This is a genomic window from Mycobacterium sp. MMS18-G62 (genome assembly GCF_053877835.1).
Genome location: NZ_CM132662.1, coordinates 2,562,196 through 2,586,587 on the forward strand (window position 1 = coordinate 2,562,196; position 24,392 = coordinate 2,586,587).

General features: G+C 60.7%; 23 protein-coding genes. 14 read left to right on the plus strand and 9 right to left on the minus strand.

Translation table 11 applies throughout. The features are described from left to right. Positions 1 to 23 precede the first annotated feature (23 nt). The 5 genes from ACWW36_RS12920 to mobF all read left to right on the plus strand — a co-directional run bounded on the left by ACWW36_RS12920 (position 24) and on the right by mobF (position 6,655). Positions 24 to 305, plus strand: coding sequence for a type II toxin-antitoxin system RelE/ParE family toxin (locus tag ACWW36_RS12920; RefSeq protein WP_456141915.1), 282 nt, complete (start codon positions 24 to 26; stop codon positions 303 to 305). A 13-nt stretch (positions 306 to 318) separates the two neighbouring features. Next, the gene (locus ACWW36_RS12925) at positions 319 to 606 is read left to right on the plus strand and encodes a HigA family addiction module antitoxin (RefSeq protein WP_456141916.1); all 288 of its coding nucleotides are present in this window, start codon (positions 319 to 321) and stop codon (positions 604 to 606) included. A gap of 972 nt (positions 607 to 1,578) precedes the next feature. Continuing rightward, positions 1,579 to 1,737, plus strand: a complete 159-nt coding sequence (locus ACWW36_RS12930) for a hypothetical protein (RefSeq protein ID WP_456141917.1) — start codon at positions 1,579 to 1,581, stop codon at positions 1,735 to 1,737. Between the two features lie 5 nt (positions 1,738 to 1,742). After that, positions 1,743 to 2,999: a hypothetical protein gene (locus tag ACWW36_RS12935; RefSeq protein WP_456141918.1), complete on the plus strand. Its 1,257-nt coding sequence runs from the start codon at positions 1,743 to 1,745 to the stop codon at positions 2,997 to 2,999. An 866-nt stretch (positions 3,000 to 3,865) separates the two neighbouring features. Then, entirely contained in the window at positions 3,866 to 6,655 is a 2,790-nt protein-coding gene (gene mobF / locus ACWW36_RS12940) for a MobF family relaxase (RefSeq protein WP_456142471.1), read from the plus strand. Positions 6,656 to 7,156: 501 nt separating this feature from the next. Here the strand turns inward: mobF and ACWW36_RS12945 are convergent. Both ACWW36_RS12945 and ACWW36_RS12950 read right to left on the minus strand, forming a co-directional pair. Continuing rightward, positions 7,157 to 7,861, minus strand: coding sequence for a hypothetical protein (locus ACWW36_RS12945; protein ID WP_456141919.1), 705 nt, complete (start codon positions 7,859 to 7,861; stop codon positions 7,157 to 7,159). Positions 7,862 to 8,223: 362 nt separating this feature from the next. Next, positions 8,224 to 8,571, minus strand: coding sequence for a hypothetical protein (locus tag ACWW36_RS12950; RefSeq protein WP_456141920.1), 348 nt, complete (start codon positions 8,569 to 8,571; stop codon positions 8,224 to 8,226). Between the two features lie 200 nt (positions 8,572 to 8,771). Here ACWW36_RS12950 and ACWW36_RS12955 point away from each other — a divergent pair, with 200 nt between their 5' ends. The 6 genes from ACWW36_RS12955 (at position 8,772) to ACWW36_RS12980 (ending at position 15,553) form a co-directional block, all read left to right on the plus strand. Then, complete coding sequence (locus tag ACWW36_RS12955; RefSeq protein WP_456141921.1) at positions 8,772 to 9,398, plus strand: hypothetical protein; 627 nt, start codon at positions 8,772 to 8,774, stop codon at positions 9,396 to 9,398. Beyond that, positions 9,395 to 10,864 (plus strand): hypothetical protein, encoded by a 1,470-nt coding sequence (locus ACWW36_RS12960; protein WP_456141922.1) that lies wholly within the window; start codon positions 9,395 to 9,397, stop codon positions 10,862 to 10,864. The genes ACWW36_RS12955 and ACWW36_RS12960 overlap by 4 nt, the downstream gene beginning before the upstream one ends. A gap of 667 nt (positions 10,865 to 11,531) precedes the next feature. Beyond that, on the plus strand, positions 11,532 to 12,197 hold the full coding sequence (locus tag ACWW36_RS12965; protein ID WP_456141923.1) for a hypothetical protein: 666 nt from the start codon (positions 11,532 to 11,534) through the stop codon (positions 12,195 to 12,197). 463 nt (positions 12,198 to 12,660) lie between these two features. Continuing rightward, entirely contained in the window at positions 12,661 to 13,290 is a 630-nt protein-coding gene (locus tag ACWW36_RS12970) for a nucleotidyltransferase domain-containing protein (RefSeq protein WP_456142472.1), read from the plus strand. A gap of 3 nt (positions 13,291 to 13,293) precedes the next feature. Continuing rightward, on the plus strand, positions 13,294 to 13,677 hold the full coding sequence (locus ACWW36_RS12975) for a hypothetical protein (RefSeq protein WP_456141924.1): 384 nt from the start codon (positions 13,294 to 13,296) through the stop codon (positions 13,675 to 13,677). A 475-nt stretch (positions 13,678 to 14,152) separates the two neighbouring features. Further along, positions 14,153 to 15,553: a hypothetical protein gene (locus ACWW36_RS12980; protein WP_456141925.1), complete on the plus strand. Its 1,401-nt coding sequence runs from the start codon at positions 14,153 to 14,155 to the stop codon at positions 15,551 to 15,553. 760 nt (positions 15,554 to 16,313) lie between these two features. On the opposite strand, the gene ACWW36_RS12985 is transcribed toward ACWW36_RS12980, so the two are convergent. From ACWW36_RS12985 to ACWW36_RS12995, 3 genes are all read right to left on the minus strand, one after another. Continuing rightward, entirely contained in the window at positions 16,314 to 16,553 is a 240-nt protein-coding gene (locus ACWW36_RS12985) for a hypothetical protein (protein WP_456141926.1), read from the minus strand. A 414-nt stretch (positions 16,554 to 16,967) separates the two neighbouring features. Beyond that, positions 16,968 to 18,152: an IS481 family transposase gene (locus tag ACWW36_RS12990; protein WP_456138213.1), complete on the minus strand. Its 1,185-nt coding sequence runs from the start codon at positions 18,150 to 18,152 to the stop codon at positions 16,968 to 16,970. Positions 18,153 to 18,355: 203 nt separating this feature from the next. Continuing rightward, on the minus strand, positions 18,356 to 18,826 hold the full coding sequence (locus tag ACWW36_RS12995) for a hypothetical protein (protein ID WP_456141927.1): 471 nt from the start codon (positions 18,824 to 18,826) through the stop codon (positions 18,356 to 18,358). Positions 18,827 to 18,998: 172 nt separating this feature from the next. Between ACWW36_RS12995 and ACWW36_RS13000 the strand changes: the two genes are divergently transcribed. Beyond that, positions 18,999 to 19,790 carry a bestrophin-like domain gene (locus tag ACWW36_RS13000; RefSeq protein ID WP_456141928.1) on the plus strand — a complete coding sequence of 264 codons (792 nt, stop codon included), beginning with the start codon at positions 18,999 to 19,001 and terminating at the stop codon, positions 19,788 to 19,790. A 33-nt stretch (positions 19,791 to 19,823) separates the two neighbouring features. On the opposite strand, the gene ACWW36_RS13005 is transcribed toward ACWW36_RS13000, so the two are convergent. Together ACWW36_RS13005 and ACWW36_RS13010 are read right to left on the minus strand one after the other, a co-directional pair. Further along, positions 19,824 to 20,054, minus strand: a complete 231-nt coding sequence (locus ACWW36_RS13005; protein WP_456141929.1) for a hypothetical protein — start codon at positions 20,052 to 20,054, stop codon at positions 19,824 to 19,826. A gap of 6 nt (positions 20,055 to 20,060) precedes the next feature. Beyond that, positions 20,061 to 20,462 (minus strand): ester cyclase, encoded by a 402-nt coding sequence (locus ACWW36_RS13010; RefSeq protein WP_456141930.1) that lies wholly within the window; start codon positions 20,460 to 20,462, stop codon positions 20,061 to 20,063. 215 nt (positions 20,463 to 20,677) lie between these two features. On the opposite strand from ACWW36_RS13010, the gene guaD reads away from it, so the two are divergent. Continuing rightward, the gene (gene guaD, locus ACWW36_RS13015; RefSeq protein ID WP_456141931.1) at positions 20,678 to 22,081 is read left to right on the plus strand and encodes a guanine deaminase; all 1,404 of its coding nucleotides are present in this window, start codon (positions 20,678 to 20,680) and stop codon (positions 22,079 to 22,081) included. Between the two features lie 19 nt (positions 22,082 to 22,100). Then, positions 22,101 to 22,838, plus strand: a complete 738-nt coding sequence (locus ACWW36_RS13020; protein WP_456141932.1) for a hypothetical protein — start codon at positions 22,101 to 22,103, stop codon at positions 22,836 to 22,838. 117 nt (positions 22,839 to 22,955) lie between these two features. Here the strand turns inward: ACWW36_RS13020 and ACWW36_RS13025 are convergent, their stop codons facing one another. Continuing rightward, positions 22,956 to 23,555: a TetR/AcrR family transcriptional regulator gene (locus ACWW36_RS13025; protein ID WP_456141933.1), complete on the minus strand. Its 600-nt coding sequence runs from the start codon at positions 23,553 to 23,555 to the stop codon at positions 22,956 to 22,958. Positions 23,556 to 23,792: 237 nt separating this feature from the next. Further along, entirely contained in the window at positions 23,793 to 24,359 is a 567-nt protein-coding gene (locus ACWW36_RS13030) for a hypothetical protein (RefSeq protein ID WP_456141934.1), read from the minus strand. Positions 24,360 to 24,392 lie beyond the last annotated feature (33 nt).

A 24,392-nucleotide genomic window follows, 5' to 3' on the forward strand; every position in this document is an offset into this window, starting at 1 on the left:
ACGTCGCACGTTACTATCTTAAAGTGATCCGCTCCTTCCGGGATAAGGACACTGAGGCGATTTGGCGGCGCCGATACGTCAAGAGGCTCAGCCCGGAGCTCAGCAGACTCACCTACAACAAGCTTGTTCTCATCAACGCGGCTGAGAGCATCAATGACCTGCGCGTCCCGCCGGGCAATCGGCTGGAGAAGCTGAGTGGTAACCGCGCCGGCCAGTACAGCGTCCGCGTCAACGACCAGTGGCGGGTCTGCTTCGCATGGAGCAGTGCCGGCGCGGGGAACGTCGAGTTAGTTGACTATCACTAGAGAGGAGAGACCGATGCCAGACTTCGCACCAACCCATCCCGGGGAGATCTTGTTGGCCGAGTTTCTCGAGCCGATGGGGATTTCGCAGTATCGGATCGCCAAGGCGATCGACGTGCCGCCCCGGCGAATCAACGAGATCGTCCACGGCAAGCGTGCTATCAGCGCCGACACCGCGCTACGGCTCTCACGCGCGCTCGGCCTGAGCGACATGTTCTTCATCAACATGCAGGCCCACTACGACGCCGAGGTCACCCGTGAGCAGCTTGCAACGGAGCTGGCCGCCATTGACCGCATTGCTTGAACCGATTCCACGCCTGCCGGCGATCATCGACACCGACGGTCTGCGAATCGCATTGGACGCCCGTCAATCGGGGGTAGTCGGCCACGGCCGTCCATACGATGGATTCATCAGTAGGCGATCGGCGGAGGTCGTGCGATGACCGATGGCGACAGGGCTCGGATGCGGTCAGAGGAGCTGCATCGCCGAGAATTCAGAGTTGCTGGAAATAGCAAACTAGCAGGTAACAGTGCTAGGGGCGGTAGCTCAATTGGTTAGAGCCGCGGACTCATAATCCGGCTTTCTCGCTGTTTGCTGTTGTGGGCCGTTTATGCTTGGTGCCAAGAATTCACTCTTGAACTGCACATATATGATTGATAGGTGCAGCGATGGGCTGTTGTCGGCGCCGCCGCGGTATGACTGCGGTATGGATTCCAATTCTGGCCAAATAAGGGTTTGCTGGCTGGGGGGATCTAGCTCGCTGAACCGACGACACCAGACAGTCGCGTTCGGTCGTCTCCGACATTGATGGAGGGAAACACGGCAACACGCTGGCGCGCAATGCCGGGATTATCAAGCGCCGTCAGGGAACATCGTTATGTCAGCCAGCGTGGCTGGCCTTGGAGCATGAATCTAGGCAAGAGATGTACATGCAGGTTATGTGTAAGAAGTGCGGCGACCACCTGGTCGACGTCCATGCGACAGTGTTCCGCGATTCCGGTGGTCAGGTCGTCGGAATACTTCCCCAAACGTTCTATTGCCAGGGCGGCTGCCGAGGCAGCGCTCAAGAGATCGTCGGCAATCTCATGGCGGCTTAGTGGCAACCCGAGTGTCTGCCTGGCGTAGGACCGGTCAGCGGTGTATGCACGGCGAGCCGATCGAGCAGCGGACCAACGACTACTACGTCGAGCAGCAGGACGTCCCGTACGAGTCCGTAATCGAGACCCGGTGCTGTCGTGCTTGTGAGGGCGACGAGTAAGGAGCTGATACGGCGGCATGGCATACATCACAGGAATATGTGCACAGTGCGGCGGCATCGTCGACATCAGGACGACGACCCACTACGCCGGGGGTGGCGAACCGGTCGCCGTTACTTACGACACGATGGAGTGCCGAAACGGTTGTATCGGCCACGTCTGGGACCCCCCGCGCTGAGAAACGTGCATCCACGGCCGGGGTTTCTTGCTCAAGACCCGGAAGTTATTGCCGCAGAAGATGGGCGGAATGCGCCGCCTGGGGCGGCTACGCCTGTACATGACATTCGCCGGGCGCAGGACTTCTACCGAGCCCTTTTCCAGAAACTGGAAGATCAAGCCTGGAACGATGCCCCCCGGGGGCCGCTGGCCGAGCACTGGCAGCGTGTGGATGGGTGGAAGTCAACAAACTATGTAGTTCGCCTGGCGAGCGTTATTGACAGGTTCGTCCCACACATCTATCCGGGCTTGACTCCAAATTTCTACCGGAAGCTTAAAAGTCTTCTCCGCCCGAACGATTCCTTCCGCTATGAGGAGACACTCGTCGAGTTAGAAGTGGGGTCATCATTATCAGAGATAATTACCCCAATCGAACTAGAGCCGCTCGTGCCGCTATCGCAGAAGTTGGCGCCAAATCCACCCAAATCTCCAGATTATGGACTGTGGTTACCGGAAAGTAACGTAACGGTCGAGGTAACGGTTTGGCATTGGGAAACCTATGCAGCATGGGAGAGGATGTACGACCAGATTTACACTACTTTGTGCAAGCGGCTACAGTTAGATGGCGTTCGTCGTCAACTGCGTATAGAGCTTCCGATTAACTCGCCGCAGGAAGCAATTAGCTGGCTGACGAACCGCCGCCTTTGTAAAGAAATAAGAGAACGAGATTTTGGCGGACGCGTTTTCGGTGCAGACACCGGCGCTCCAATAGTGATCAGGTGGTCCCCGGTCTTGCATTTTGATAGCGGCCGCGATATCGCTGCAGTTAACGCCACACGTGTTGGCCCTGAAGTGCACTGGACTGAAGGCGTGGACAATATCGGCAGCGTCGTCGCAGTCTCGGGTAGTGCGTGCATCACTGAAGACAGAGCGGTCGTTGGTCTCTCATCACTTCGTCGCGCAATTGATCACAAGAAGGCGCAACGTGACCCGGCTCGGGCGCATTTCCTTGCAATGGGACTTAATAGTCCAAAAGCTACGTGGGACGCATTCGGACCGATAATCGAGGGCCGAATTTGGCCTAATCCTAAGTACAGCTGGTTATCGGGCATCCTTGAATACTCGCCTGTTCGCACGACGAAGGAGGGCAGCTTTCTTGGCTACAATCCAAATCCTAATGCAGCGGTTCCTGCGCCGGATTCCATGATGCGGTTGATGTCGGGACGGGAACAATTCCACACAATGTGGCGCAGGCCGCGTAGGCATGAAGCGGAGGGTCACTGACCTCGTGACCGGTAGGAGATCTGAAGGGTTCGTTTTTTAAACGCCCAGGCTCTCTCTTTTCCATCTCTGAGCCACACCCGTAGTGGGTCGGATGTACGCGCCTGCTTAGCCGTCATAATGCCATGCGCCGCTCTCCAGGTTGTCGAGCATCTCGCGTAGACCATCCAACTCGCCTGCCGACCACCTGACCTAGTCGGGCTGGCGGTCATCTCCGATCTTGTGCAGTACGTACTTGTGGACACCACCGTCGGGGTCGGGCTGCGGTAGTCGGTCCCAACCTCGAAACCCATGCGTTCGGCGCGCGCCTCCTGCTCGAAGACGGCATGCGGGCGCGGGCGACTCGCGAAGATGTTGAGCGCGCGGCCGACAGCGGGCGGCGTTTGCACGTGAGCGCGCCCGTGAGACACACCTTGCGGCAGCCGAAGCTCGCCTACGCGCTGCTCTCGCTCACGAACAAGCGGCCGATGCCGGCATCGGAGACGTCAGTGCCCATCGACGTGCCGCAGCCACCAAACGTGCGGAGCGTGAAGAGGAGCTCCGACGTACCGAAGCAGACGCCGCTGAGACCTAAACGCAGCGATCGCCAACCGCTTCTCCTGTAGCTGCCCCCCGAGGCCCCAGCCTGCTCTGCCTATCATCCGTCAAACAACTCTCAAACTATCTCTATCGCTACCCCTATGTACCACTCTGTATCATCTAAATCCACAGCAGCCCAACGCATATCACCTACCACGCAACGCCTTCAAGCCGCCCAAAGACTGCACGGCACATTTGCACAAGGGTGCGAGAATGGTTGCGGTACAGCAAGTGCCATATCCGCGGCCGTCGGGTCGGCGCGCCGCACCCGCCGTCAGTGAGTGGTTGAGGTGTTGACGATCTCCAAGCTCAAGCGGTGGTCGATCAACTACTACATCGACACCGCCCGGGCCGCCGAGACCGCTGCGCGGGATCTCACGCGCGCGGCAGGTGGGTTGGGGGAGTACTACTCAGAACACGAAACCCGCACCCCGACATGGCTGCTGGCCGGCGACACTCACACCACCGCCACGTTGGTGGGCCTGACCGATGTCCAGCGCGCCGGGGGAGAGGCCGACGCCACGCTGGTGACCCGCTGGCTCGACGAGGGCGTCGTGCCCAACGGCGCCCGTGGGCGCGCGTTCGGGCAGCGCGGTGTGCACGGATTCGATCTGACGTTCTGCGCCCCCAAGAGCGTCTCAATCGTCCGTGCGCTGCGCGCCAATGACGTTGTCTCGAAGGCGATCGCCGCCGCGCACACCACCGCGCTATCGGAGGCGATGCAGTACCTGGCCGCCCACGCCGGCTACACCCGGGTGCACAACCCGCACACCGGTGAGAAAGATCTCGTGCGGCTGCCCGGGTTGACCGCGATCGCCTACCAGCACGAGACCTCGCGGTGCGGGGACCCGCATCTGCACACCCACGTCATCGTGCCCAACCGCCAGGCCCGCGCTGATGGGCAGATGGTGTCGATCGATGGCACCTCGTTGTATCACGAAGCCAAAGCCGCCGGCGTGATCTATCAGGCCATCCTGCGCCGCGAACTGCACCAGTCCCTCGGTTTGGAGTGGGCACCGGTCGATCCGTCGACCGGGATGGCCGAGCTGGCCGGCGTCGACCGGGACACGATCACCGCGTGGTCGCGGCGCTCCACCCAACTGCGCGAGTGGGCCGCCCACAACCTCACCCTCGTCGACGGCCCGTTGAGCGCGGCGCAGCTGGCCGCCGCGCAGAAGGCCACGCGGCCCGCCAAGCCCGAAGAGCTCGCGTGGGGGCAGCTGTTGGAGCAGTGGCGCGCCGACGAGCGCGGCCTGCAGCTCGACCGCGAAGCCTTCGAAGCGGCGCGCGCGGCCCGGCGCGCAGCAGCGCGCACCCCCGTCGACCGGGCGCGCCTCACGGATGCGGCCGAGAAGATCGACAAGGCCGCGTTCACCCGCGCCGACCTCGTGGAGATCGTCGGCGCGCAGCTGCCCGTCGACACCGAAGGCGCACCCCGTGAGCTGGTCGAAGCCGCCGTCGACGAGATCGGGGTGCGCCTGACCGCGCCCCGCGCCGCGCACCAGCGCGAGGGCCGTGAGCGCTTCACCCTCGAGGCCATCCTTCAAGAAGAAGCCGCCGTGCTCGACCTGGTCGACGCGCGCGATGTGCGCGCCCAGCTGTGGGCCACCGACGAGCACACCGCGCAGCTTTCGGCGGACCAAAAGCGCGCCGTGGACAACATCGCCCGCTCGCCCTGGTTGGTTCAACCGTTGACCGCGCCTGCTGGCGCGGGCAAGACCACCTCGATGCGCGCCCTGCGCACCGCCGTACACCGCTGCTACGGCACCGTGCTCGTGCTCGCCCCGACAGGAAAAGCCGTCGACGTCGCCATCCGCGAAGGCGCTGGCGACCACGGCTACACCATCGCCAAAGCCCTTCAACTGCTGGGCGATAACAAATTAGGGCTGAAACGAGGCACGCTGGTCGTCGTCGACGAGGCCGCCATGGTCGGCACAAGCGACCTCCGACAACTGCTCTCAGTCACGACCACGGCCGGCGTTAAGACGGTCTTGGTGGGCGACCAACACCAACTCGCCCCGGTCAAGGCTCGCGGCGGCATGTTCGCCCAACTCTGTTCGGATCTGCCGTGGACACAACACCTCTCCGAGGTCTGGCGGATGCGCGACCCCGACGAACGCACCGCCTCACTGGCATTGCGGAACGGCGGCCCGGCGTCGGTGCGCCGCGCCGTCGGCTGGTATCGCACCCACAACCGCCTGCACAGCGGTGACCAGATCACCATGGCCGCCGACGCCTTGGCCGCCTACAAAGCGGACACGGCCGCCGGCAATGACGCACTGCTGTTGTGCGACACCACCGAAATGACCGATGCCCTCAACCAACGTCTCCACCACGACACCATCGCAGCCGACGCACCCACCGTTGTCGGGGCGCGCGGGCACCGCATCGCCGTCGGCGACCTCATCCTCACCCGCCACAACGACGCCTCGATCCCGTTGCGCAACAGCGACGATCCCGCAGCCGAGCAGAGCCCCGTGCGCAACGGGCAGCGCTGGCAGGTAACCGCGATCAGCATTGAAAACAACCGGCTTGCAGCCCGCCGACTCAACGACAACACCCTGGGCGTTTTCGCCGGCGACTACGTCCGCGAACACATCACCCACGGATACGCCGCCACCGTGCACTCTGCCCAAGGTGTTACCGCCGACACCACCTTCGCCATCCTGAGCGACACCGCCACCCGCGCACTGGCCTACGTCGCCATAACCCGCGGCCGCCTGGCGAACACCGCCTATCTCTACCAGCGCGCCCCGGAGCACGAAAACCGCCGCGGGTCCGCCGAAGTCGGTCATATTGCGGTGCGCGGAAACAGCCAGCACGCTGCGCGCGCGCTCCGGGTAATCCTCGCCAACCAAGACCACGCCACGACCGCCCACGACATCGCTACCGCGTCGGCAGACCAAGGGCTGCCAGCCAGCGTGCGCTGTGCGCTCGATCAACGAGCAGCGACGCGTCGCCAACGCACCCTGGAATACCCGCGGTGGCATACCGCAGTCACACTCGGCACCACAACTAGCCACGACCGCGGCCGCGATATCGGCCTGGACAGGTCGAACGACCACGGCCTTGAGCTGTAGCCACTCGTGCGGATGGCGGCGTTTTCCAGTTCGGCCACCCGCGTGTGGTGCCCGGGGCGGCGACAGAGTGTCTTGCCCTTTTCAGCCCATGAGAAGGTCGACTACAGCGCCTGAGGAGTTGTGGAGCTGCCAGGAATCGAGGACGCAAATAACGTGGTCGACCTGCAAAGACCAGCAACGAGTCAGCACGGCGCGCGGTCTGATGCTAACCAGTCTGCGCCCCGACGCATTACCGCCACAGTAGGCGCGGGTCCATCGAGATCTCCGCCTAGTTCACTAAGCTGACGGCAATCATTACGGCTCGGCTCTAGAAGTGAGTGAGGCACCGCCTCGTGCAGTATCGATTAGCTTGACACCTGAGCTTGCCCGGCCGGGCGGGAGTAGCAAGACGGGACTTGTCACCGAGGCGCATCAGGGTTTGGTTTACCTGCTGTCACTGTGTCCCCACGACGAGGAGCATGTGTCGAAAGCGCGCAGCATTAGGCGCTCACCGGCGCTCGATCAGAAATGCCGATGCGACGATTGCGTGTGAGATTCGATCAGTTGCTTGATGCCCCACTTCAGATAGGCACTTAGCTCGGTCGCAGTCCATGATTCACCGTCGTTGGGGCTGTATGTAATCACTGCTGGTCTCCCATCAGGGAACAGTCCAAAAACCTCGTGCGGACGTTGCCCCGGGAACGGTGCGGTAGTTCTCCACGTATCCGGATGCCCTCCACCGTAAGTCGACTTGTACCAGTCATTCTCAAGAACGAGAGCGAGATCAGTCGGTGCGACGGACAACGCCTGCGCGCGCTCAGGCACCCAGCCGATACTCCCTCCCTCTGGTATGCCGATTGACAATGCGTATTTCTTCAATGCCAGGAGTACCTTCACTTTTGGCACCACTGCGCATTCCCGACGATAGTGATACATGACTGCACGATCGGTGAGAGTTGTCTGTCCGATGAGCCATGAATGACCGAGCGGGGTTATCCTCGCCGACGCGAATCTCTTGCCGTCCTCTTCATCGTTGTACGAGACAAGTGGCAGGCCAATATGGGGATAGGTCCTTGTTAGAAAGGCCGCGGCGTCTCGCAGAAGTCCGATGATTGTTGAAGATGCCCGCTGTTGGTTAGCGACGGCTCCCGAGAACAAGCCCGCTTTGTCATGGAGGCGATGCTGACCTGCGCGTGCAAGGCTATTTAATTCCTCACTAAATGACATTCAGACAGTTCCTGACTCATGGGATCTGGATAACGGATCAGGACGTAAGCCGAGCACCAAGCGGAAGTTCGACTGATGACAGCCATGCTAGCCGAAGCGAGCGACCGTTCATGGAGGACGGCCTTTCTCGCCCGGCATGGGAGGGCGACCGAACTCTGGTCTGGCACTGACCTCAGTCTCACAACTAAAAGATTTGCGACCTCACCCAGACAGGCTGCGCCTCAAATAGTGCCAGTTCGCACAGCCTCAAAAGATGCGTCAGAAAGCGTTCCAAAGTGCCGCGAAGCATTGCGGCACTTTGCCTTTGACGTGCAATGCCTGACCGGCATGTAATCCGTAAGCCCGCCCGGCCCACCTCAATGTCAGATCACGCAGTGCGAGGGGTCCACCCCGGGAAGCGGAAAGAGGCCCAGGCATTCCGGCGGGTTGGGAGGCGGAGGTGTCGCCGACGGATCAAACCCATCCCAGGGGTGAAAGATGCCGGTGTCGTCATCGACATTACCCGGGCGGCCACCCTGGTCGTCGTAGTGCCAGTGGTGGCAGACAGTCCAATCAAAGCCCGGCCATGGAGCCTTGGCGAGGAAGCTCCCATCTCCGGGACACCAGGTGATCGGGTCGGCCTGGGCGCCACCTGCCAGTCCCAAACCGGCCAGCCCCACACCTCCAGACACCAACAGTGTCGTTGCTAACCGCACGTTTCGTCGTTTCATCAACGTTTCCTTTTTCGTTGTCAGGCCGGTCACGTAAAGGTTGAGGGGGACGCCTTGGCGGATTCTTGGCATTGTTTGGCGCCCGGCGCCACATCAGAGCCTCATCAGGACCAGGTCGGTTCAGGGACCGGGCGCAAGGGGTCCGACACCACGTAGGGCAATGGCCTTAGAATGTTCGTCGCTAGCCCTACTATTCTCTGATGGCACCCGACGCAGAAGAAGTCCAAGAACTCGGACGCGACGGCGTGGCTATGGTCAAAAGGTGGCTAGAGGCCACCACCTTCATGGAGTTGAACTGGAACGTCTACGAGAATCCAGCCCTTTGCATCGTGCCGTGTCTTGGAGAAAAGACGAAGAAGACCCCACAGGGAGAAAAGCCCGCAGGGCCCCGCACCAAGAAATTCGATCTGGCGGGTGCTTTCATAGGGTTAAAACGAAGCCCGGTGGTTGTGGAAAGCAAGAACTACACTACTCCAACGGGTCAGCACAAGTATTTCAAAGAGTTCCTTTCGATCGCCTATAGTTCGACAGTTTATGAAATCGAAAACAAGCATTCCGATGTATCGCGGGAGTTCATTTGGGTAACGTTTCACCCGTTTATTCTCAGGGATTGGATGATCCTAGACACCGAGGATAAAATTGAAGAGGCACTTCGTGAATTCCCTGAGTATCTAGACGGTCGCGATATAGATCGAAAGATACTTCGCAAGGTCTCTGAGAGAATATGGGTGTTAGTTATGCACAAGAAGCAGGAAGATATCTCTCTCACTCATGAGGAATTGATGGACGTGTTGAGTACTCTCAAGCGGAAGGCGCCCACGCTATGACTGGTTTTGCTGATGAAATCGCTGCCGCCCGCGAAACCACTGATCCAAACTCTTACATCACGCAGGTCAAATTGGCTGTTCGAAAAGAGTTCGCAAGAATCGACGACACTGCCCAGCTTGACGATACTCAATACTTTAATCACTCAGCAGTACCCGACTTCATAATAAAATGGCCCGACCACACCGAAAGGCGGCTGTATTTGCGTAACTCTTTCGCGTCAATTGTAGCGAGTGGTGACGCGGTGAGGTTTAATTCCGCCAAACCTGTAGTCTTGGCGATCTCCAGCGATGACCGCGATGACCGCCGTGACTCTAAAAACGACATCGCGGAACAATCTCGTTCTGCACCTGACACGTTGATTTCCGATGTGACCGCATTCGATGCAATAGTCGAGACGCCAGACGGCCAATCCGGTGGGACATCCGAGCCCGCGAGACGCGGCAACCCTGTCGCCGAACTAATACGTGTCAATCTTGCGCGCGGAGGGCGCGGACTGTTGACTGCCCAGCGAGTCTCGGAATTGCTGGATGTACAGCCACCCGATCCCGGTCAGCCCGACTCGTACCTGCAGCAGCTCGAGCAAAATTTCTCGCCCGAATCGGTCGCTAGAATTTCACAAACCGCCGTCTTGGTGCAAGTGGCTCTCAGCGGTGACGTGTCGAACCTTAGCGCTGTCGATGCAACATCCGCGGACCTTAGCACCGCGGAAATTCTCAGCATCCTCCCCTGGGCTTTAGAGAATCCAGATGTAACAGATGACCCAGCGTTTTGGCGCTATATCGGATCTGTAATCAGCTTCGCGGCGGTAATGAATGCGAAAGACATTCTCGAGGGGCGAGATCTCACCCGACTAGTCAAGGCGAATATATCGGCGTGGTCGGGCAAACGTGCGTATATAGGGCAAGAGAATTTGCCGCCTCAGAACCCTAGCGATGATGATGTGCGTGTTCGCGAGGATGGTATCTGGTCAATCCTTGGCCCGACGCTCGGCGCAAATTTTCGGGGTTTACGGCTCCAACTCGCACATACGGGTACCGCCCTCCGCGGTCGTGACGCCAAGTCTGCGGTTCAATGGGCTGATTTGGCGTCTGCCCTATCGAACTTCAACGTATCGTCCGTGAATCTAAAGGGGATCGCTCGGTCCATCAACATAAATGCGGAGGAGAGTCCCGATGTCTCCCACGACATCGACGTCATCACCAGGTCAGTGGACGACACTTACTACGTTGCGAAGTTGGGCCTGGTCTTTCCGGCGGCTGACGAACAAGCGGCCAATGCGAGCGTGGACGTCAACTTTGACCACTCAATAATCTCTTCTGAGAAGCCGGTAGCCCTTTACAACCTCGCAGCCGCCGCATTACGCCTCCTCCGCTACCGAGAACCTATAGATACCGATGCCGAGACGATGTTGTTGGGCACTAGCTTCGAATCTGACGGCGTACCTGCCACAGAGTCGAATCCGTAAGTTCCATGACCGCAGTATCCATCTGAGGATGATGCGACTCTGTTGCCTGCGTCGTTGCTATTCGGCCTCACCGCCTTGATATCCGCGCCGCGCGCCTCCGACATCATGGGCCCGGGGCCTCGCTCCCAAACGAGGCGAAGTGGTCTGGCGCCCGACCTCGGCTCTCCCTAAGCGTTATGTGAGTCGATACGCCGCTTATATTCGCGGAGGAAAGTCGGCATCGCCTCCTGCCAAAGCGCCTCGGTGGTCGCTCCAATCGCCGGGCCCATCCGGGCGACAGCGACCGCAGCTCCGCTGCCCGACCAGAGAAATCCCAGGTGCAAAGTGGATTCGGAGAAATCCGCAGCCGCTTTTTTGATACCCGGAGAGAGGGTATGTACAGCAACCCGGGGCTGTCAGAGCGAACACCCGTTCGTACACGCGCCGGGTAAACTACGACTTACGGAAAGCGATATTCCTTTGCTCGGCTCCGACTTCTTTTGGCTGGCAGAAGCGCTGCACGCAAAAAGGGGCAACCGACAATACTCATAAATTTCGCTGAGGGCCGAGCCGAGGCCCCCTCCGTGATCGTGTTAGACCGTTAGCCCAGGGCACCCGGCCGGTCCTTCGAAAGCCGCGTGTGCCGCGTCGTCGCTGGTTCTCGCTGACAGGCCGTTAACCTACGTCGGTGACTGAGAACGCCGACCCGACGTCCGAACCGTCGGGACCAATAGCACACGCGGTCGATGCGGAGGCGGTCGAGGCTAGCGCCCTCCCGACTAACCCGCGGGACCGCAGAGCGACACTCGTAGTTGCCTCGATCGCGGCGGTAGCCGCTTTATTTGGAGCGCTGATCGGCGGAATCGCCAGCTATCAAGCGGCCAAGTATGAAGCGAATGCGACAAGACAGGAAGACCTTGAGAAGTTTCGTCGCGATGAACGTAAACAAGCATATAGAGACTACCTTCAGTCAATCGCAGCACTTTCGCGGGGGGCGGCACAAATCAGCAACGATTTGGATTTTTACCCAAAACAAATAGGCCTGACCACATTTAACCAGGATGTCCTAGCCTTTTACGACCTGCGACAGAAGAGTGACGACGCGGGATCGCTAATTACTCTACTTGGCTCAAAGAGCATGTCGAGAATAGTGGGCGATATTCACGAGACGGCGTTTGAGATGTCGCAAGTCACGGCGGATGCATCAAATATCTGGAATGACAAATCGCGCAACAGGGCAGACGACATCAAAGCGAAATTCAATGAGTTTGATCCACTGGCCCAAAAATTTTCGGATGATCTAATGGTCCGCTTTATCGGTGCAGCGCGCGCCGACCTAGGCATCACCGATTGACCGCGCAACTGAAGCGAGGTCCGAGCGTCTAGACCGGGTTTTCATAACCCGAGCATTGCGCCCAAACGGTCGGTCGCTCTGCGGGCTGCTTCATCGGACGTGTGTCCGTAGATGTCGCCGGCTATCGCGATTGAGCTGTGCCGAAGCAGATCGGCAATAGCCTTGATGTGGACGCCGCCTCAAGCCCCCTGTCGATTGCGCTCTGACCAGCTACGACCACCGGCGCTGGCCATCTTCGACACTTTGGAAATCGTTCCGGGAGAACGGGATTCCGATAGTGAAGTGGGGAGTCCGCTTTGGTCCGCGTGCTTCGGCAGGCGCTTTGAACCAACAGAGCCGTCTCGCTGCTCAACCGCAGTCCGCGCATGGTCTGGATGCGAAGCTTGACTCATCCGTACTATAGTACGTATTTACAAGCTATAGTACTGTTAAACCAACTATAGTTGGAGTTGTGGAGGTGCGCGTGCAGCTGAATCGCCCATTCGCGACAGTTACGCCCACGCTTGACGGCGACGTCCTTGCTGTCCTGGCAACCCACGATGCCACTTTCACCACGGGGCAGATTCACCGCGTCCTGAACGCCTTCTCAGAGGAGGGCATCCGCAAGGTCCTTAATAGATTGGTCGTGCAGGGCGTGGTACTGGCCGAACGCATCGGTAACACCTATGCCTACCGATTGAACACCGCACACCTGGCCGCGGAGCCCATTGTGGCGCTGGCGAAGCTTTTCGATACGTTCCTGAGTCGACTCGAACAACACCTCAGCGGATGGGAGTGCCCGCCGGTGTACGCGGCGGTGTTCGGGTCAAGCGTGGGGGACACGATGACCGCGGACAGTGACGTGGATCTGTTTTTGGTCAGGGACAGTCACACGCCTGAGGCCGTGTGGGCGCGTCAGGTGACCGAGCTTGGCGCGGATGTGACGGCGTGGACTGGCAACGATGCCCGGGTCGTCGAGTACACCGCCGCTGGCCTGCCGGCCGCTCGGACCGAGCCGATGGTGCAGGAACTCCTTGAGCGTGGACTCACCGTGGCTGGATCGCGTGCATGGTTGCTCAAGCAGCTGCAGCCGGTCGTGAATAAGGCGAGGTGATGGATGGCTGAACGGACACGGACCAGCACCGAGGCGATCCGGCGGGCGCGGCTGAAAAAAGCGACGCAATTCCTTGACGCAGCGCTCCTTATCGATGACGAGATGCCCGATGCGTCGGTGTCCCTGTTGGTCAATGCCGGTATCGCGGCGGCGGACGTCATCTGCGGCGCGCGCCTGGGCGTATACGCCGCGGGAGAAAGCCATAGTGAGGCAGTCGCGCTACTCGCACGGGCGGACTCAGGCTTGGAGAAGCATCTGCGCACCTTGTTGAACGTCAAGTCCAAGGTGGCTTACACGCATCAGTCGGCGACCTCGGACGAACTCAAGAAGTCCAGACGTGCGACCGAAGCACTGGTCGAGGCCGCTCGTCGTATCGCGGCCTCCTAAGGTTCGATCACGGTCACGACTTCCGGGGCACCGCTCATTCACCGCCAATGACCGCGAATCGACCGGAATCGGTCAGTTCTCCCGAAGCGGGATATGATCCCTAAGCTATTGTGTAGCAAGCATTTTGAAGAAATTATCGGCGGCTGCACGTATGGGATTTCGGTAATCCGCTGGTCGCCAGTACCGGCGATGGTGTCATCCGTCGCTTCGACTTCCTAGCCGGGACAGATAGCGCGGAGTGATGTTTTCGAGATCGGTGAGGACGCTTGGGGGCATGTCCAACGCAGCCATGGGATTATCGGGCTAATCAGTGCGCTGGGTTTGAGTGCCGAATTGTGTTGAGCCATGGTGATTTTCGTCGTGACCGCCCCAAACGTCATCGACAAAACCATGTGGCCGACGTCCTAAGCGTCGACCTCCCGGAGACATCGAGGAATCCGGCAAAATTCGGAACGGCCTAAAATAGCATTGACTTATGGATGGCGAACCGCCGCAGCAGATCCCGTCCGGGTCCGTATCGTCCGCCGCACACGTCCGGGCGGGCCCGGTTGCCACTGTCAAGGGCTGGTTGGAACAACTCGCAGGCACAAGAATCCTGTGGTTTCTCCTGCTTGGCACACTGTTTGTGGATGGCCTGGGAGCGGTCGTGCTTGCTGGCCTTGAGTTCTATATGGCCGCGACACTTATCGGAACGATGGCAGCCGGCACTATGCTCGCAGTTGGAATCACGAACTGGTGGGCTTTGTACTCCACTCTGCGGCGGAGGGAACACTCATGGCCAAGGGAAGTCGTCATCGCCCAAGTACTAGTGCTTTTGCTGACCGGGTACATCGTCTTGACCGACTGGCGAAGCCCTGAAATCAGTTGGCCCGTGATGGCAATCGCGGTGCTGATTTTTATCGTCGGTCTTTTTTGGATCTTGTTTCTCGGCGCGAGCGCTGGGGTAGAATGGACAAAGACGTCGATTATAATAACGGCACTTCTCCCGCTTGTCGGATTGTTACAATTCTGGTTGCAAACTTATTATATCCCTCAAACATTAAAGCCCCTTGTAGACCTTTCGAGTGATCTCTCGTTGCAGAGTCAGACTGGGCCGATTATGCATTTGTCCGCGAAGGTCACAGTTCATAACCGCGGCACAGGGGGGGTGAAGGTGGCCGACGCGCTGATGCGCGTGACCGCTTATACGCGAAAGCCCCAACCGCAGGGGCCGCGGTCGCAATGCGTGGATAGGTACGGACCCCAGCCGTTTTGCCAGTTAGCGAGTGGTTTAGATTTATGGGGCGGTAATATTGATAGTGACTTCCGCCTAAATCCGACTCCGCCAACAAGTAGCCAATTACTTTACGCTAGCGATTTTATGACTGGTAAGGGCACATTCTTGCCAGCTGGCGCTACCGAGACCTTTCAAAGAACTGTAGACATGGATGCAGCGACCTTTCGGTTAGCCCGTTTGTCTGTCAGCGCAGTATTCCTCACTGATCAGAAAATAAAAGAGACTAGGTGGTGCGCGGATGTCAACCCGCTATCGCCTTCGTTGTTTGCGGCGAAAACGTTTGATAATCCTGATGGCAGGTTAGACGGTGTGCCGAAGGATAAGCTCGGTCATGAGTTTTGCCTGGAATATGAGATCGCGCCAAAGAATGTTATCGAGAAGTGGATCGGTAATCCCCCCGTACTTCGGGTGTTCATGATCCTCGATGATCCGCTGGATCCCGGTAATGAATATCCGCAAATCGATTATACGTACAACGCCGCTAATGGATTCGACAAACCCGATCGGGGCCAACGTGATTCGAGTAAAATCATCGATGATGCGGTTCCGACTGTGGCCTATCTCGACGTATCCGCCGAGTACGCTCCGGCGGATCCTTGATGCTGACGTTGTGGCGGGCGATACGTGGATCGACAGGCCGGAGTGGTCAACGCGGCGACGGGTGTGGCGACGGTCATTGAATGCCCGCGTGATGTAGTCGTCGTCGCGCCAGCGTGAAATCAACGTCGCCGGCTTGGCCGGCTTCCTACTCGCTAAGATGGCTGCAGCCCACGGACGTCGTAAGCCAAGGACTGGTACGACATTGCAAAGCTCGGAGCCAGTTGCGGGGAGATGGCAGCCGGTGACGCTTCGCGATATGTGCGCGCTCCGAACCCCATTGTCGAGGCAAGGTCGTCATCGGATTTGTGAACGGAACGCTGCGACGCAACCGAGATCTAGCCGATCAGGTCGTGACAGCAAGAACTGCTAACCGCGTCTGAACTGCGCATTTGAGATGCCCGGACTACGGTGCGACGCTGAGCAAGTAGCTCATAACCCAGCGATCCGATAAGAGCCGCTGACTCTTAATCAGCGGGTCCGGGGGTTCGAAGTCCTGACAGGCCGAATCGCCGTCGCTGCCTATGTAGTCGGACCGTAGATTGACCGATTTTGACGACGACGCTGACGACGGTTGCTCGCTCAACCACCCCACAACAGCGCATCCCGCCGGCTGTCGCAGGGCGGGCCCCCTACTACAACCGGCTTCTCGACGCCGACAACGTGCTGCGCGTTGTCACGACCAAGCGTGTTGGCGCGCCCGGCTTTCGAGTGCAGCCAGAGGTTCGTAACGCTCCCAGACCGACGCCTTAGATGCTGCTGATCAGCAGCCCTTGGTGAATCCGCAAGGCACAGTCGCCTTCTGGGTGGGAGAAGCGATGGGAACGGCTGTGGGAGGGGTGGTCGTGGTAGCGGTGCTGCCGAGTGTCATTTGACCGCTGGACACGATCGGCGCGGTGCCGCCGTTGACCGTCTCCTCGCCTAGTGCCGTTGCGAAAGCGCCCGCGGCTACGAGGGCCGCTCCGGCGACCAGTATTGCTCGCAACTTTGTCGACTGTTGCATGAATGTCCCTCCTGGTCTCTGTGGCGCGACTTTGTATTACGTGCGGATATCTTGAGAGTTCCCCGCTGAACTGGACGATCGCTGGACAGACTCTGGCAATCCGCTACGAATCAATGAAGCGTGGAAATGACCTCCGCCCCGTACAGCAACCCGTACAGCCGACCGGCACTGTCACTGAGGCATCGAGTTGTCACCGCGTTGTCACAACTGCTACGCGACGCGCAGAAATGCGACGGCACGCGCTGGGTGCATCAGTGCAGGCCAGCGGCTCCGGGGGCATCCGGCGACATCGGGATAGACCCCATCGTGCGGACTGTAAATCCGTCGGCTAACGCCTACGCAGGTTCGAATCCTGCACCTGCCACCCATGTGATGTCGCAAGACATCCGCATAGCTGTGAACCTGCATTTGGGTTCACAGCTTTTTCTTTGGGCGGCCGCAGGGTACGCCGCGTGGTTGGTAGTCCCTGGTCGGATCGATGGTTAGCCGGCGGATGAGTTGGCCGGTGGCGGCGTTGATGATTCGGACGTCGAGGTCACGGATGAGCATTAGAACGTGGGTTCGGGCGTGGGTTCGGCCGACGCCGATGTGGTGGAGGCGTCCGGCTAGGCGCAGGGTGATGCTGCCGGTGTCATCGACGCGGTCGGTGCGGACTCGGTGGTGGGTGTCTACCCGTTCGCCAGGGGTGGCTTTGGGCCGTGCGGTGTAGACGGTGGCCGGGGTGGCGCGACGGGGCAGCGAGCAGTGCGGACGGCGGTGGTTGTATTCGTCGAGGAAGTCCTCGATCTGGCTTTGCAGCTGTGCCAGTGTGGTCGCTGCCGGTAGGGCGATGAGGTGTTTTTTGAGGGTTTGGTGGAAGCGTTCGACTTTCCCGCAGGTGGTGGGGTGGTTGGGCGTGGAGTTGATTTGCACCACCCCCAGCCGGCGCAGCTGGTGTTCGAATCCGTTGCGTCCGCCCTTGCCGCCGGACAGGCGGGTGGTGAACACCATGCCGTTGTCAGTCAATGTCGATGCCGGAATACCCTGGGCCTCAATGGCTTTGCCGAACGAGGCGAGGACGATTGGCCCGGTGACGCGGCGGTGTGCGGTGACCGAGAGGGCGTAGCGGGAGTGGTCGTCGATCCAGCACAGGATCTCCACGTGGGTGCGGTCGGCGAGCCGCCAGTGGGTGAAGTCGGCCTGCCAGCGTTCGTTGGGTAGCTGTGCGGCAAACCGGATGTAGGAGGCTTTGGGGCGCTTTTTGGGTGCGGGGATGACCAGGCCGGCCGCGTGCAGGTGGCGGCTGATCGTGGCCGCCGACACGGTCAGGCCGTGGTGTTGTGCCAGGTGCCAGGCGATGGTGTGGGGCCCGTTGTCGAGGCCTTTGCTCAACAGCTTCTCGCGCAGTTCGATGATCACCTCGATCGTGGATTGCGCCAGCCGGGCCGGGCTGGTGTGCGGGCGCCGCGAGCGTGGCGTGAATGCGGCTTCGCCCTCGGCTCGATAGCGGGCGACCAGCCGCGAGATCCACGGCTGCGACACCCCGTAGGCCCGTGCCACTTCGGATTGGCTGCGACCCTCGACAACAACGGCAGTAATGACCAAGCGGGCCTTCGACACCCACTGAACGTCGCGCCCTCAACCTATGCCTATGTGTTGCGACACCCTATGCGCATGTCCTGAAACAGAACACTGCACCTGCCACCCAGTGATGTCTCAGGACATCGTTGACAGATATCCCACCCACTCAAATGGTGGCTGCCTTGCGGGTTCAGCGTCCGAGCGCCGCAGTCGCGGCGGGCAACGGAAATACGTCTGCAGCCTCAGTGATCGTAAGACCGGTCATGACGGTGCGAGAGCAACTGCCAGTGAACCTGTATGACGGCGAAAAGGAACGCTGTGCTGATGCCGAACAGCAGCACACCGTTGACCGCTTCCAGCGCGCTTAACATCGCCCATCGGGACGGCAGCGTTATTCCAGATATTTCGGATGTTGTCATGGTGGCCAGTGAATAGATGGACGCGTCCGTGAACGAGTCGAGTCCGCCGAGCCAGTAATACGCCAGCGCCCACGTCACGCCCTCTAGCCCGTGCAGGGCGGCCAGTAGCAGCGCGACGGCTCCGATGTGACCGATCACGGCCGGAATCGCCCGCCGCCAATCGTGCGCCTGCGTGTTGGCATGCCCCCGAATTCTCGTTTCGAGGCCGAGCGCCATTAGCACCACCGCGGTCGTGTGGATGGCGATGGTCAGCACGATGAGCGAAAGGCCCAGGCTCCAACTCGGAAGATCCACTCGTCTTCCCTACCACCGGCCACATCGGCCACTGGCCACATCTACCGAAGTTGACGGATCGCCCGACGTTCGTGCGAGGGTCCGCCAGCCCTGGCGGACTGGGTGCGCATGCTGACGGGTATTCAATTGGAGCGCGCGCGGTCGGTCGCCGCCCAACAGGTGGAGGTACGTCATGGGCAAGTACGGAATGGCGGGTCTATTGGTGCTTCTCGCCGTGTCTCTCGTCACGGCGGTGCTCATCGCGGCCGGCAGTGTGTTGCTGGCGGATCGAACCCTCCCAGAACCGGTGAGCGAAGGACATAACGGGGCGCTGTCGCCGTTCTTGACCTGTGTCAGCCTCGTATATGGCGCGCTGCTCGGATTTACCATCGTGGTCGCGTGGGAGCAGTTCTCCTCCGCGGAGACCAACGTCTCCAACGAGGCGTCCACTCTGGTAACGATGTACCGGCAGACAGTCGGCATGCCCGTCCCGGAGCAGACCCAGATGCGGGGACTGCTCCGCAAATATGCGGGCGCTGTCGAAGGGCCCGAATGGCAGAACGCCATCCGCGCCGGCAGCGGAACCGAAAGCGCGCGGGACGCGCTCAACGAGATGTACAGGGTGCTCGGCAATGAGCAATCCAACGTCGCGACGAGTCCGATCAGTCAGAAGTTTCTCGACCAGCTAACGACTTTGGCGTCGGAACGCAATCAGCGGATCCTCGACGCCAAACCGCGAATACCCGGATTGCTATGGACCGGGCTGCTTTTCGGCGGTGTGGTACTGCTGGGAATCGGCGGTTTCATGCGTCTAGGGAGCGCACGCGCGCATCTAGGATTGTTGAGCGCGGTCGCCCTCTTGCTGGGCTTGTTGCTGTTTGTCGTCTTCTGGCTCGACCATCCGTTCGGGAACGAGTTGGGCGTTACGTCTGCACCTTTCGAACAGTCGCTGAGTGTTTTTGACTCGGTCGACAGGGGGACATGACCCGGCCTGGGGGCCGCAGTTCGGCCCACCAGCTCAGAATCCGAACGCGATTCCCAGGCCGAACTCGAATTCCACGTTGACGCCCGGCGCGTCAGTGACGGTGTTCGCGTTGGGGTTGCCCACGCAGTAATCGACCTCGACACCGTTGACGATCTCGCTAGTGCACGTCGCCACGGGTTCGGCGGAGGCGCTCGGTGCGCCGGTGATGGTGAGCAGGGCGACCGCGCTCGCCGTCACCGAGGACCGAGCGGATCGTGACCGCATTACCGGTTACTTCGCGAGCAGCCAGTGGTAGAGCTCGAACGAGGCCTGTTCGACCCAACCACGCTGCAGCTTGCCCTCGGCCACCGTCCACACGGCGGTGCCGGTCATGGCGATCGGCTTACCGTTGGGTTCCGTGCCGAGGATGCCGTTGTTGGTGCCTGTCAGTACCCATCGGGATGTGACGCGGGTGCCGTCCTCGTTTTGGAAGGTTTCGACGGTGTCGACGTGCAGGTCGTTGACGTGATGGAGGAACTCCCTCACCCAGTGCTTGATGTTGTCTTTGCCAGCGATTTCTTGGCCGCCTGCCTCGATGACGACGTTGTCGGCTACGAACCGGTCGACGGCATCGGGCTCGTGGGCGTTCCAGACGTCCTCCCAAAACGCCGTGACAATCTCCGTTGATCGCATGTCTGCACCATCGCACCTGCAATCACTGCTCGCAGGGCTTTCGACCGGCCTTTCAACTATGTCGGGAGACAGGTGCCGACTGATGGTGTGCGATCAAACACTGCACCTGCGACCACCACGCCTCGCTTTTTGCTCGTCGCCATGGAAAGACGCCAAGCAAAGGTAGTCTGAGCCTTTCGCATTGCCGCTTCGCACGGATGCCGAGGAACTATTTGATGCCGGCGAGTTGCGCGATCCGCGGGAGCTTCTTCGATTTCGTGGACGACCCGTGGCAGCACCCCGGCGATGAGGACCGGGCCGCGCGTTTTGTCGTCGATGGCCTCCTGGTCGTCAGGGACGGCATCATCGATGACTTCGGCCCGTACGACGACCTCTCCCGGTGCCACGCCGACCTGCCGGTGACACACCTGCAAGATCGCCTGATACTTCCCGGGTTCATCGACGGCCACATCCACTTCCCGCAGCTCCGCGTGCTCGGCGTGTTCGGCGATCAGCTGCTCGACTGGTTGCAAACCTGGATCTTCCCCGAGGAACTCAAATACAGCGACCGCGGCTATGCGCGCACCGCTGCGGGGTACTTTTTCGACGCGCTGCTGGCAGGCGGCACCACGACGGCCATGGCCTTCACGACCAGCAGCCCGGTGTCCACCGAGGAATTTTTCGAAGAGGCGACCCGGCGCGGCATGCGCGTCATCGCCGGCCTGTCGGGGATCGACCGCTTCGCGCCGGACGACTTCCTCATCACGCCCGACGACTTCTACCGCGAAACCAAGCAGCTCATCCAGCGCTACCACCGCCAGGGCCGCAACCTGTACGCCATTACGCCCCGCTTCCCGGGCGTCTGCAGCTCCGAGATGCTGGAGCGCTGCCGGCGGCTGAAGCAAGAGCACGAGGACTGCTGGATCAATACCCACGTCTCCGAGAACCCCTCGGAAGTGCGGATGGTGCGCTCCGAATTCCCCGATTGCGAGGACTACACAGCGGTGCATGCCAGGCACGGCCTCCTGGGCCCGAAATTCGTTGCCGGGCACGGCGTTTGGCTGTCCCGCGACGAGCTCCGCCGCTTCTCTGCCGCCGGCGCCACCATCGCCTTTTGTCCGCTGTCCAACCTGTTCCTCGGCAACGGCATGTTCCGTCTCGGCACAGCGCTTGACCCCGAGCACCCCGTGCGCGTTGCACTGGGTTCCGATGTGGGCGGCGGCAACGCCTTCAGCATCGTCCGCGTCCTGGAGGAGGCCTACAAGGTCGGCATGTGCAACAACACCATGCTCGACGGCTCGGTCGACGCGCGCGACCAGGACCGGGCGGAGGCCGAGCGCAACGTGCTGTCGCCGTACAGGGCCTACTACCTGGCGACGCTGGGCGGCGCCCGCGCGCTCTACCTCGATGACGTCCTCGGGAATTTCGACAAGGGCAAGGAGGCCGACTTTGTGGCGATCGACTGGAACGCAGGGCAGGCGGCCATGCGCTGGCGCCAATCGTTGATCGTCGACGGTGCTCCGAAAACGGTGGATCAGGCGGCACAGTTGCTCTTCGGCGTCATGATGATCGGCGACGACCGCAACGTGGACGAAACCTGGATCGCCGGCAAACGGGCCTACAAGCACGACGCGCAGTGACCCTCGTAAGGAAGTGACGATGTCGGAAACCAACGACGATGGCTGCGTCAGTCCTGACTGTTTTCGTGCCTATGTCAGCGCTGAAATCAAGGTGCCCAACACGCTTATCGCGGTGGGCCCCTACGTCGGCCATGCCGCACTGGCATCGCTACTGCCGGGAGATGACCTCAAGCCCGCCATACAGAGGTTCGCCAATACTTTCGCGTTCAGTCCCGGTCAAACGAAGAACGCGATCAAGACGGTCGTTCTCATACATCGGAGGTTCGGGGTTCCCGTTCTACCCGAGGGCGCAGACTTGCGAGGAGATAGCGCAATCAGAGTGTTCAAGCACCAGAGATTCGAAGTCGTCTACATGGAAGGCGTGATGAACATCCTGGAGTCGATTCTGCGCTTGCATGGGGAACGTGGCGAGAAAGGGTCTCCTCGCGGATCCCGAGTCGCGGAACTCTTGGAACACCCCGACAAGCGGGCGGCAACGGTGGCGGCGTTGGCGGCAGCCGAGAATGCAATAGATTCTCCGGCAGCCACTGAGAGGTCGGAAGCCTTCAAACAGAAATTCAACTTCGTCAAGTCCGGTGAAAAGCCACGGCCGATGGCCCCAGCGGACAAAGACGGCATTCAAGCTGAAGTCGTGCCGCTGATAGTCGCGGCAGTCACACAAGCCTTGAGTGAGTTCAATTGGAATCTTTCACGTGACCAAGCAGACGAATTCGTGCGCGTGCTGACGAGTCCGGAGCTTCACGACGAGGCGGCATAGCCCTTATTGATCGATTGATCCAGACAGTACTGGTACCGTGCGGGTGCTCCCGACAGGGCGGCGGCGCATCGCGGTCAACCGATGCGTCTGCGGGACGGCGATGCGGCCTAGCTGGAATCAACCGCGCACCGCGGTGGAGGGCTTGGTCAGCGCGTCGATCTGCCGCTCGACGAAGCGGCGCATCTCGTCGTGGCCGAGGGTGACGCCCACAGCGCTCTCGTTGCACAGCGAGCGTGCGATTTGTGCGATCAGCATCGAGATCACGATCGGCGGATAGGTGTCCAAGTCGACGCCATGGGCGCGCAGCACCAGAGTGACGGCCGCGGTTTCCATATCCCGCACACGCTCGGCGTACGCCTTGAGTTCCGCCCCAATTGTCTTGCGGTGGTTGGCCAGCGCCATGAATTCGGCGTTGAGCACGGTCTGACGAGGATCACTGTTGAGGGTCCAAAGCGCGCGCAGCGGGTCGTTATCGGTGAGCGCGGCGCGCATCTGATCCAGTGCGGAGTCCGCGCCCGCGTGCAGCACCGCAAGGAACAAGTCGTCCATCGTCGGGAAGTAGTAGTGGACGAGCGGCTGTCTGATACCGGCCTTTGCAGCGACTCGGCGTGACGTCGCGGCGGCATACCCTTCGTCGTGCATGATCTGGGCTGTTGCCTCGATCAGTCGGCGGCGGGTCCCGCCGTCGTCGGCCTTGGCCTTCCGCAGCGTCGCCATCAAAACCCCCGCGAGGGGGTTGACCGGAAATTTCTCCGCATGGTAGACATGCGCCACCTTAACATTTGATCGATCGATCAGGATTGGTCGTTACGCCACCGGAGTCGAGCTCATGACCGATATCTATCCGCCCGTGAACGCCACACCGTCTCGACGGGCCGTCCCCAGCGCCACAAGACTCGGCGGATACGGCGGCATGGCGGTGGCGGCGTGGCTGGTCACCGCGGTAGCGACCGGCTACGGGTTGGCCGCCGCAGACACGACCGGTACGACGGGCACGGCCTCGGAATCGTCCTCGACCAGCTCCACGAGCACGAGCACGGCGTCGTCCGGTGGGTCGTCGACGATGGCCCCGTCGACCAGCACCGGATCAACGTCAACCGCAGCCGGTACGACTTCGACGACCGGAACGGCGACGACATCAGGCGCGACGTCGTCGACCACACAGGTTGGCTCCGGTGTGACGATCAGCAGCAGCGGAGGCGCACAAACCGGCTCCGCCGAGCCGACTCCGTCGTCGGCTCCGGCGACGGCCACCGCCCAACCAACGGCGACGAGCGAACCAACCGTCTCCGCCGAGGCGCCCACGCCAACAAGGGCAAGCACGCCGGCGACCCCAGCCGGCGACATCGAGCAAGCGACATCGACTCCCGCCAAGACCGGGTCGGATTCGACGCACGCCGCCACAGCCAACGCCACGACGGCGCCGACCTCGGCCGGCGTTGCGGACGTCACCGCGACCGTCGCGAAACCGTCCGCGCCGGTTGCAGAGTCGAGTGCGGTATCTACCGCGCAAGCCGTCACCGCCAACACCGCAAGCGCCGCGCCTACCCAGAC

Bases quoted from the DNA above. Each gene is read 5' to 3' on its own strand.
- ACWW36_RS12925 (WP_456141916.1), top strand. From the start codon at position 319: ATGCCAGACTTCGCACCAACCCATCCCGGGGAGATCTTGTTGGCCGAG.
- ACWW36_RS12930 (WP_456141917.1), top strand. From the start codon at position 1,579: ATGGCATACATCACAGGAATATGTGCACAGTGCGGCGGCATCGTCGAC.
- ACWW36_RS12945 (WP_456141919.1), bottom strand. From the start codon at position 7,861: ATGTCATTTAGTGAGGAATTAAATAGCCTTGCACGCGCAGGTCAGCAT.
- ACWW36_RS12950 (WP_456141920.1), bottom strand. From the start codon at position 8,571: ATGAAACGACGAAACGTGCGGTTAGCAACGACACTGTTGGTGTCTGGA.
- ACWW36_RS12955 (WP_456141921.1), top strand. From the start codon at position 8,772: ATGGCACCCGACGCAGAAGAAGTCCAAGAACTCGGACGCGACGGCGTG.
- ACWW36_RS12960 (WP_456141922.1), top strand. From the start codon at position 9,395: ATGACTGGTTTTGCTGATGAAATCGCTGCCGCCCGCGAAACCACTGAT.
- ACWW36_RS12975 (WP_456141924.1), top strand. From the start codon at position 13,294: ATGGCTGAACGGACACGGACCAGCACCGAGGCGATCCGGCGGGCGCGG.
- ACWW36_RS12980 (WP_456141925.1), top strand. From the start codon at position 14,153: ATGGATGGCGAACCGCCGCAGCAGATCCCGTCCGGGTCCGTATCGTCC.
- ACWW36_RS12985 (WP_456141926.1), bottom strand. From the start codon at position 16,553: ATGCAACAGTCGACAAAGTTGCGAGCAATACTGGTCGCCGGAGCGGCC.
- ACWW36_RS13000 (WP_456141928.1), top strand. From the start codon at position 18,999: ATGGGCAAGTACGGAATGGCGGGTCTATTGGTGCTTCTCGCCGTGTCT.
- ACWW36_RS13005 (WP_456141929.1), bottom strand. From the start codon at position 20,054: ATGCGGTCACGATCCGCTCGGTCCTCGGTGACGGCGAGCGCGGTCGCC.
- ACWW36_RS13010 (WP_456141930.1), bottom strand. From the start codon at position 20,462: ATGCGATCAACGGAGATTGTCACGGCGTTTTGGGAGGACGTCTGGAAC.
- guaD (WP_456141931.1), top strand. From the start codon at position 20,678: ATGCCGGCGAGTTGCGCGATCCGCGGGAGCTTCTTCGATTTCGTGGAC.
- ACWW36_RS13020 (WP_456141932.1), top strand. From the start codon at position 22,101: ATGTCGGAAACCAACGACGATGGCTGCGTCAGTCCTGACTGTTTTCGT.
- ACWW36_RS13025 (WP_456141933.1), bottom strand. From the start codon at position 23,555: ATGGCGACGCTGCGGAAGGCCAAGGCCGACGACGGCGGGACCCGCCGC.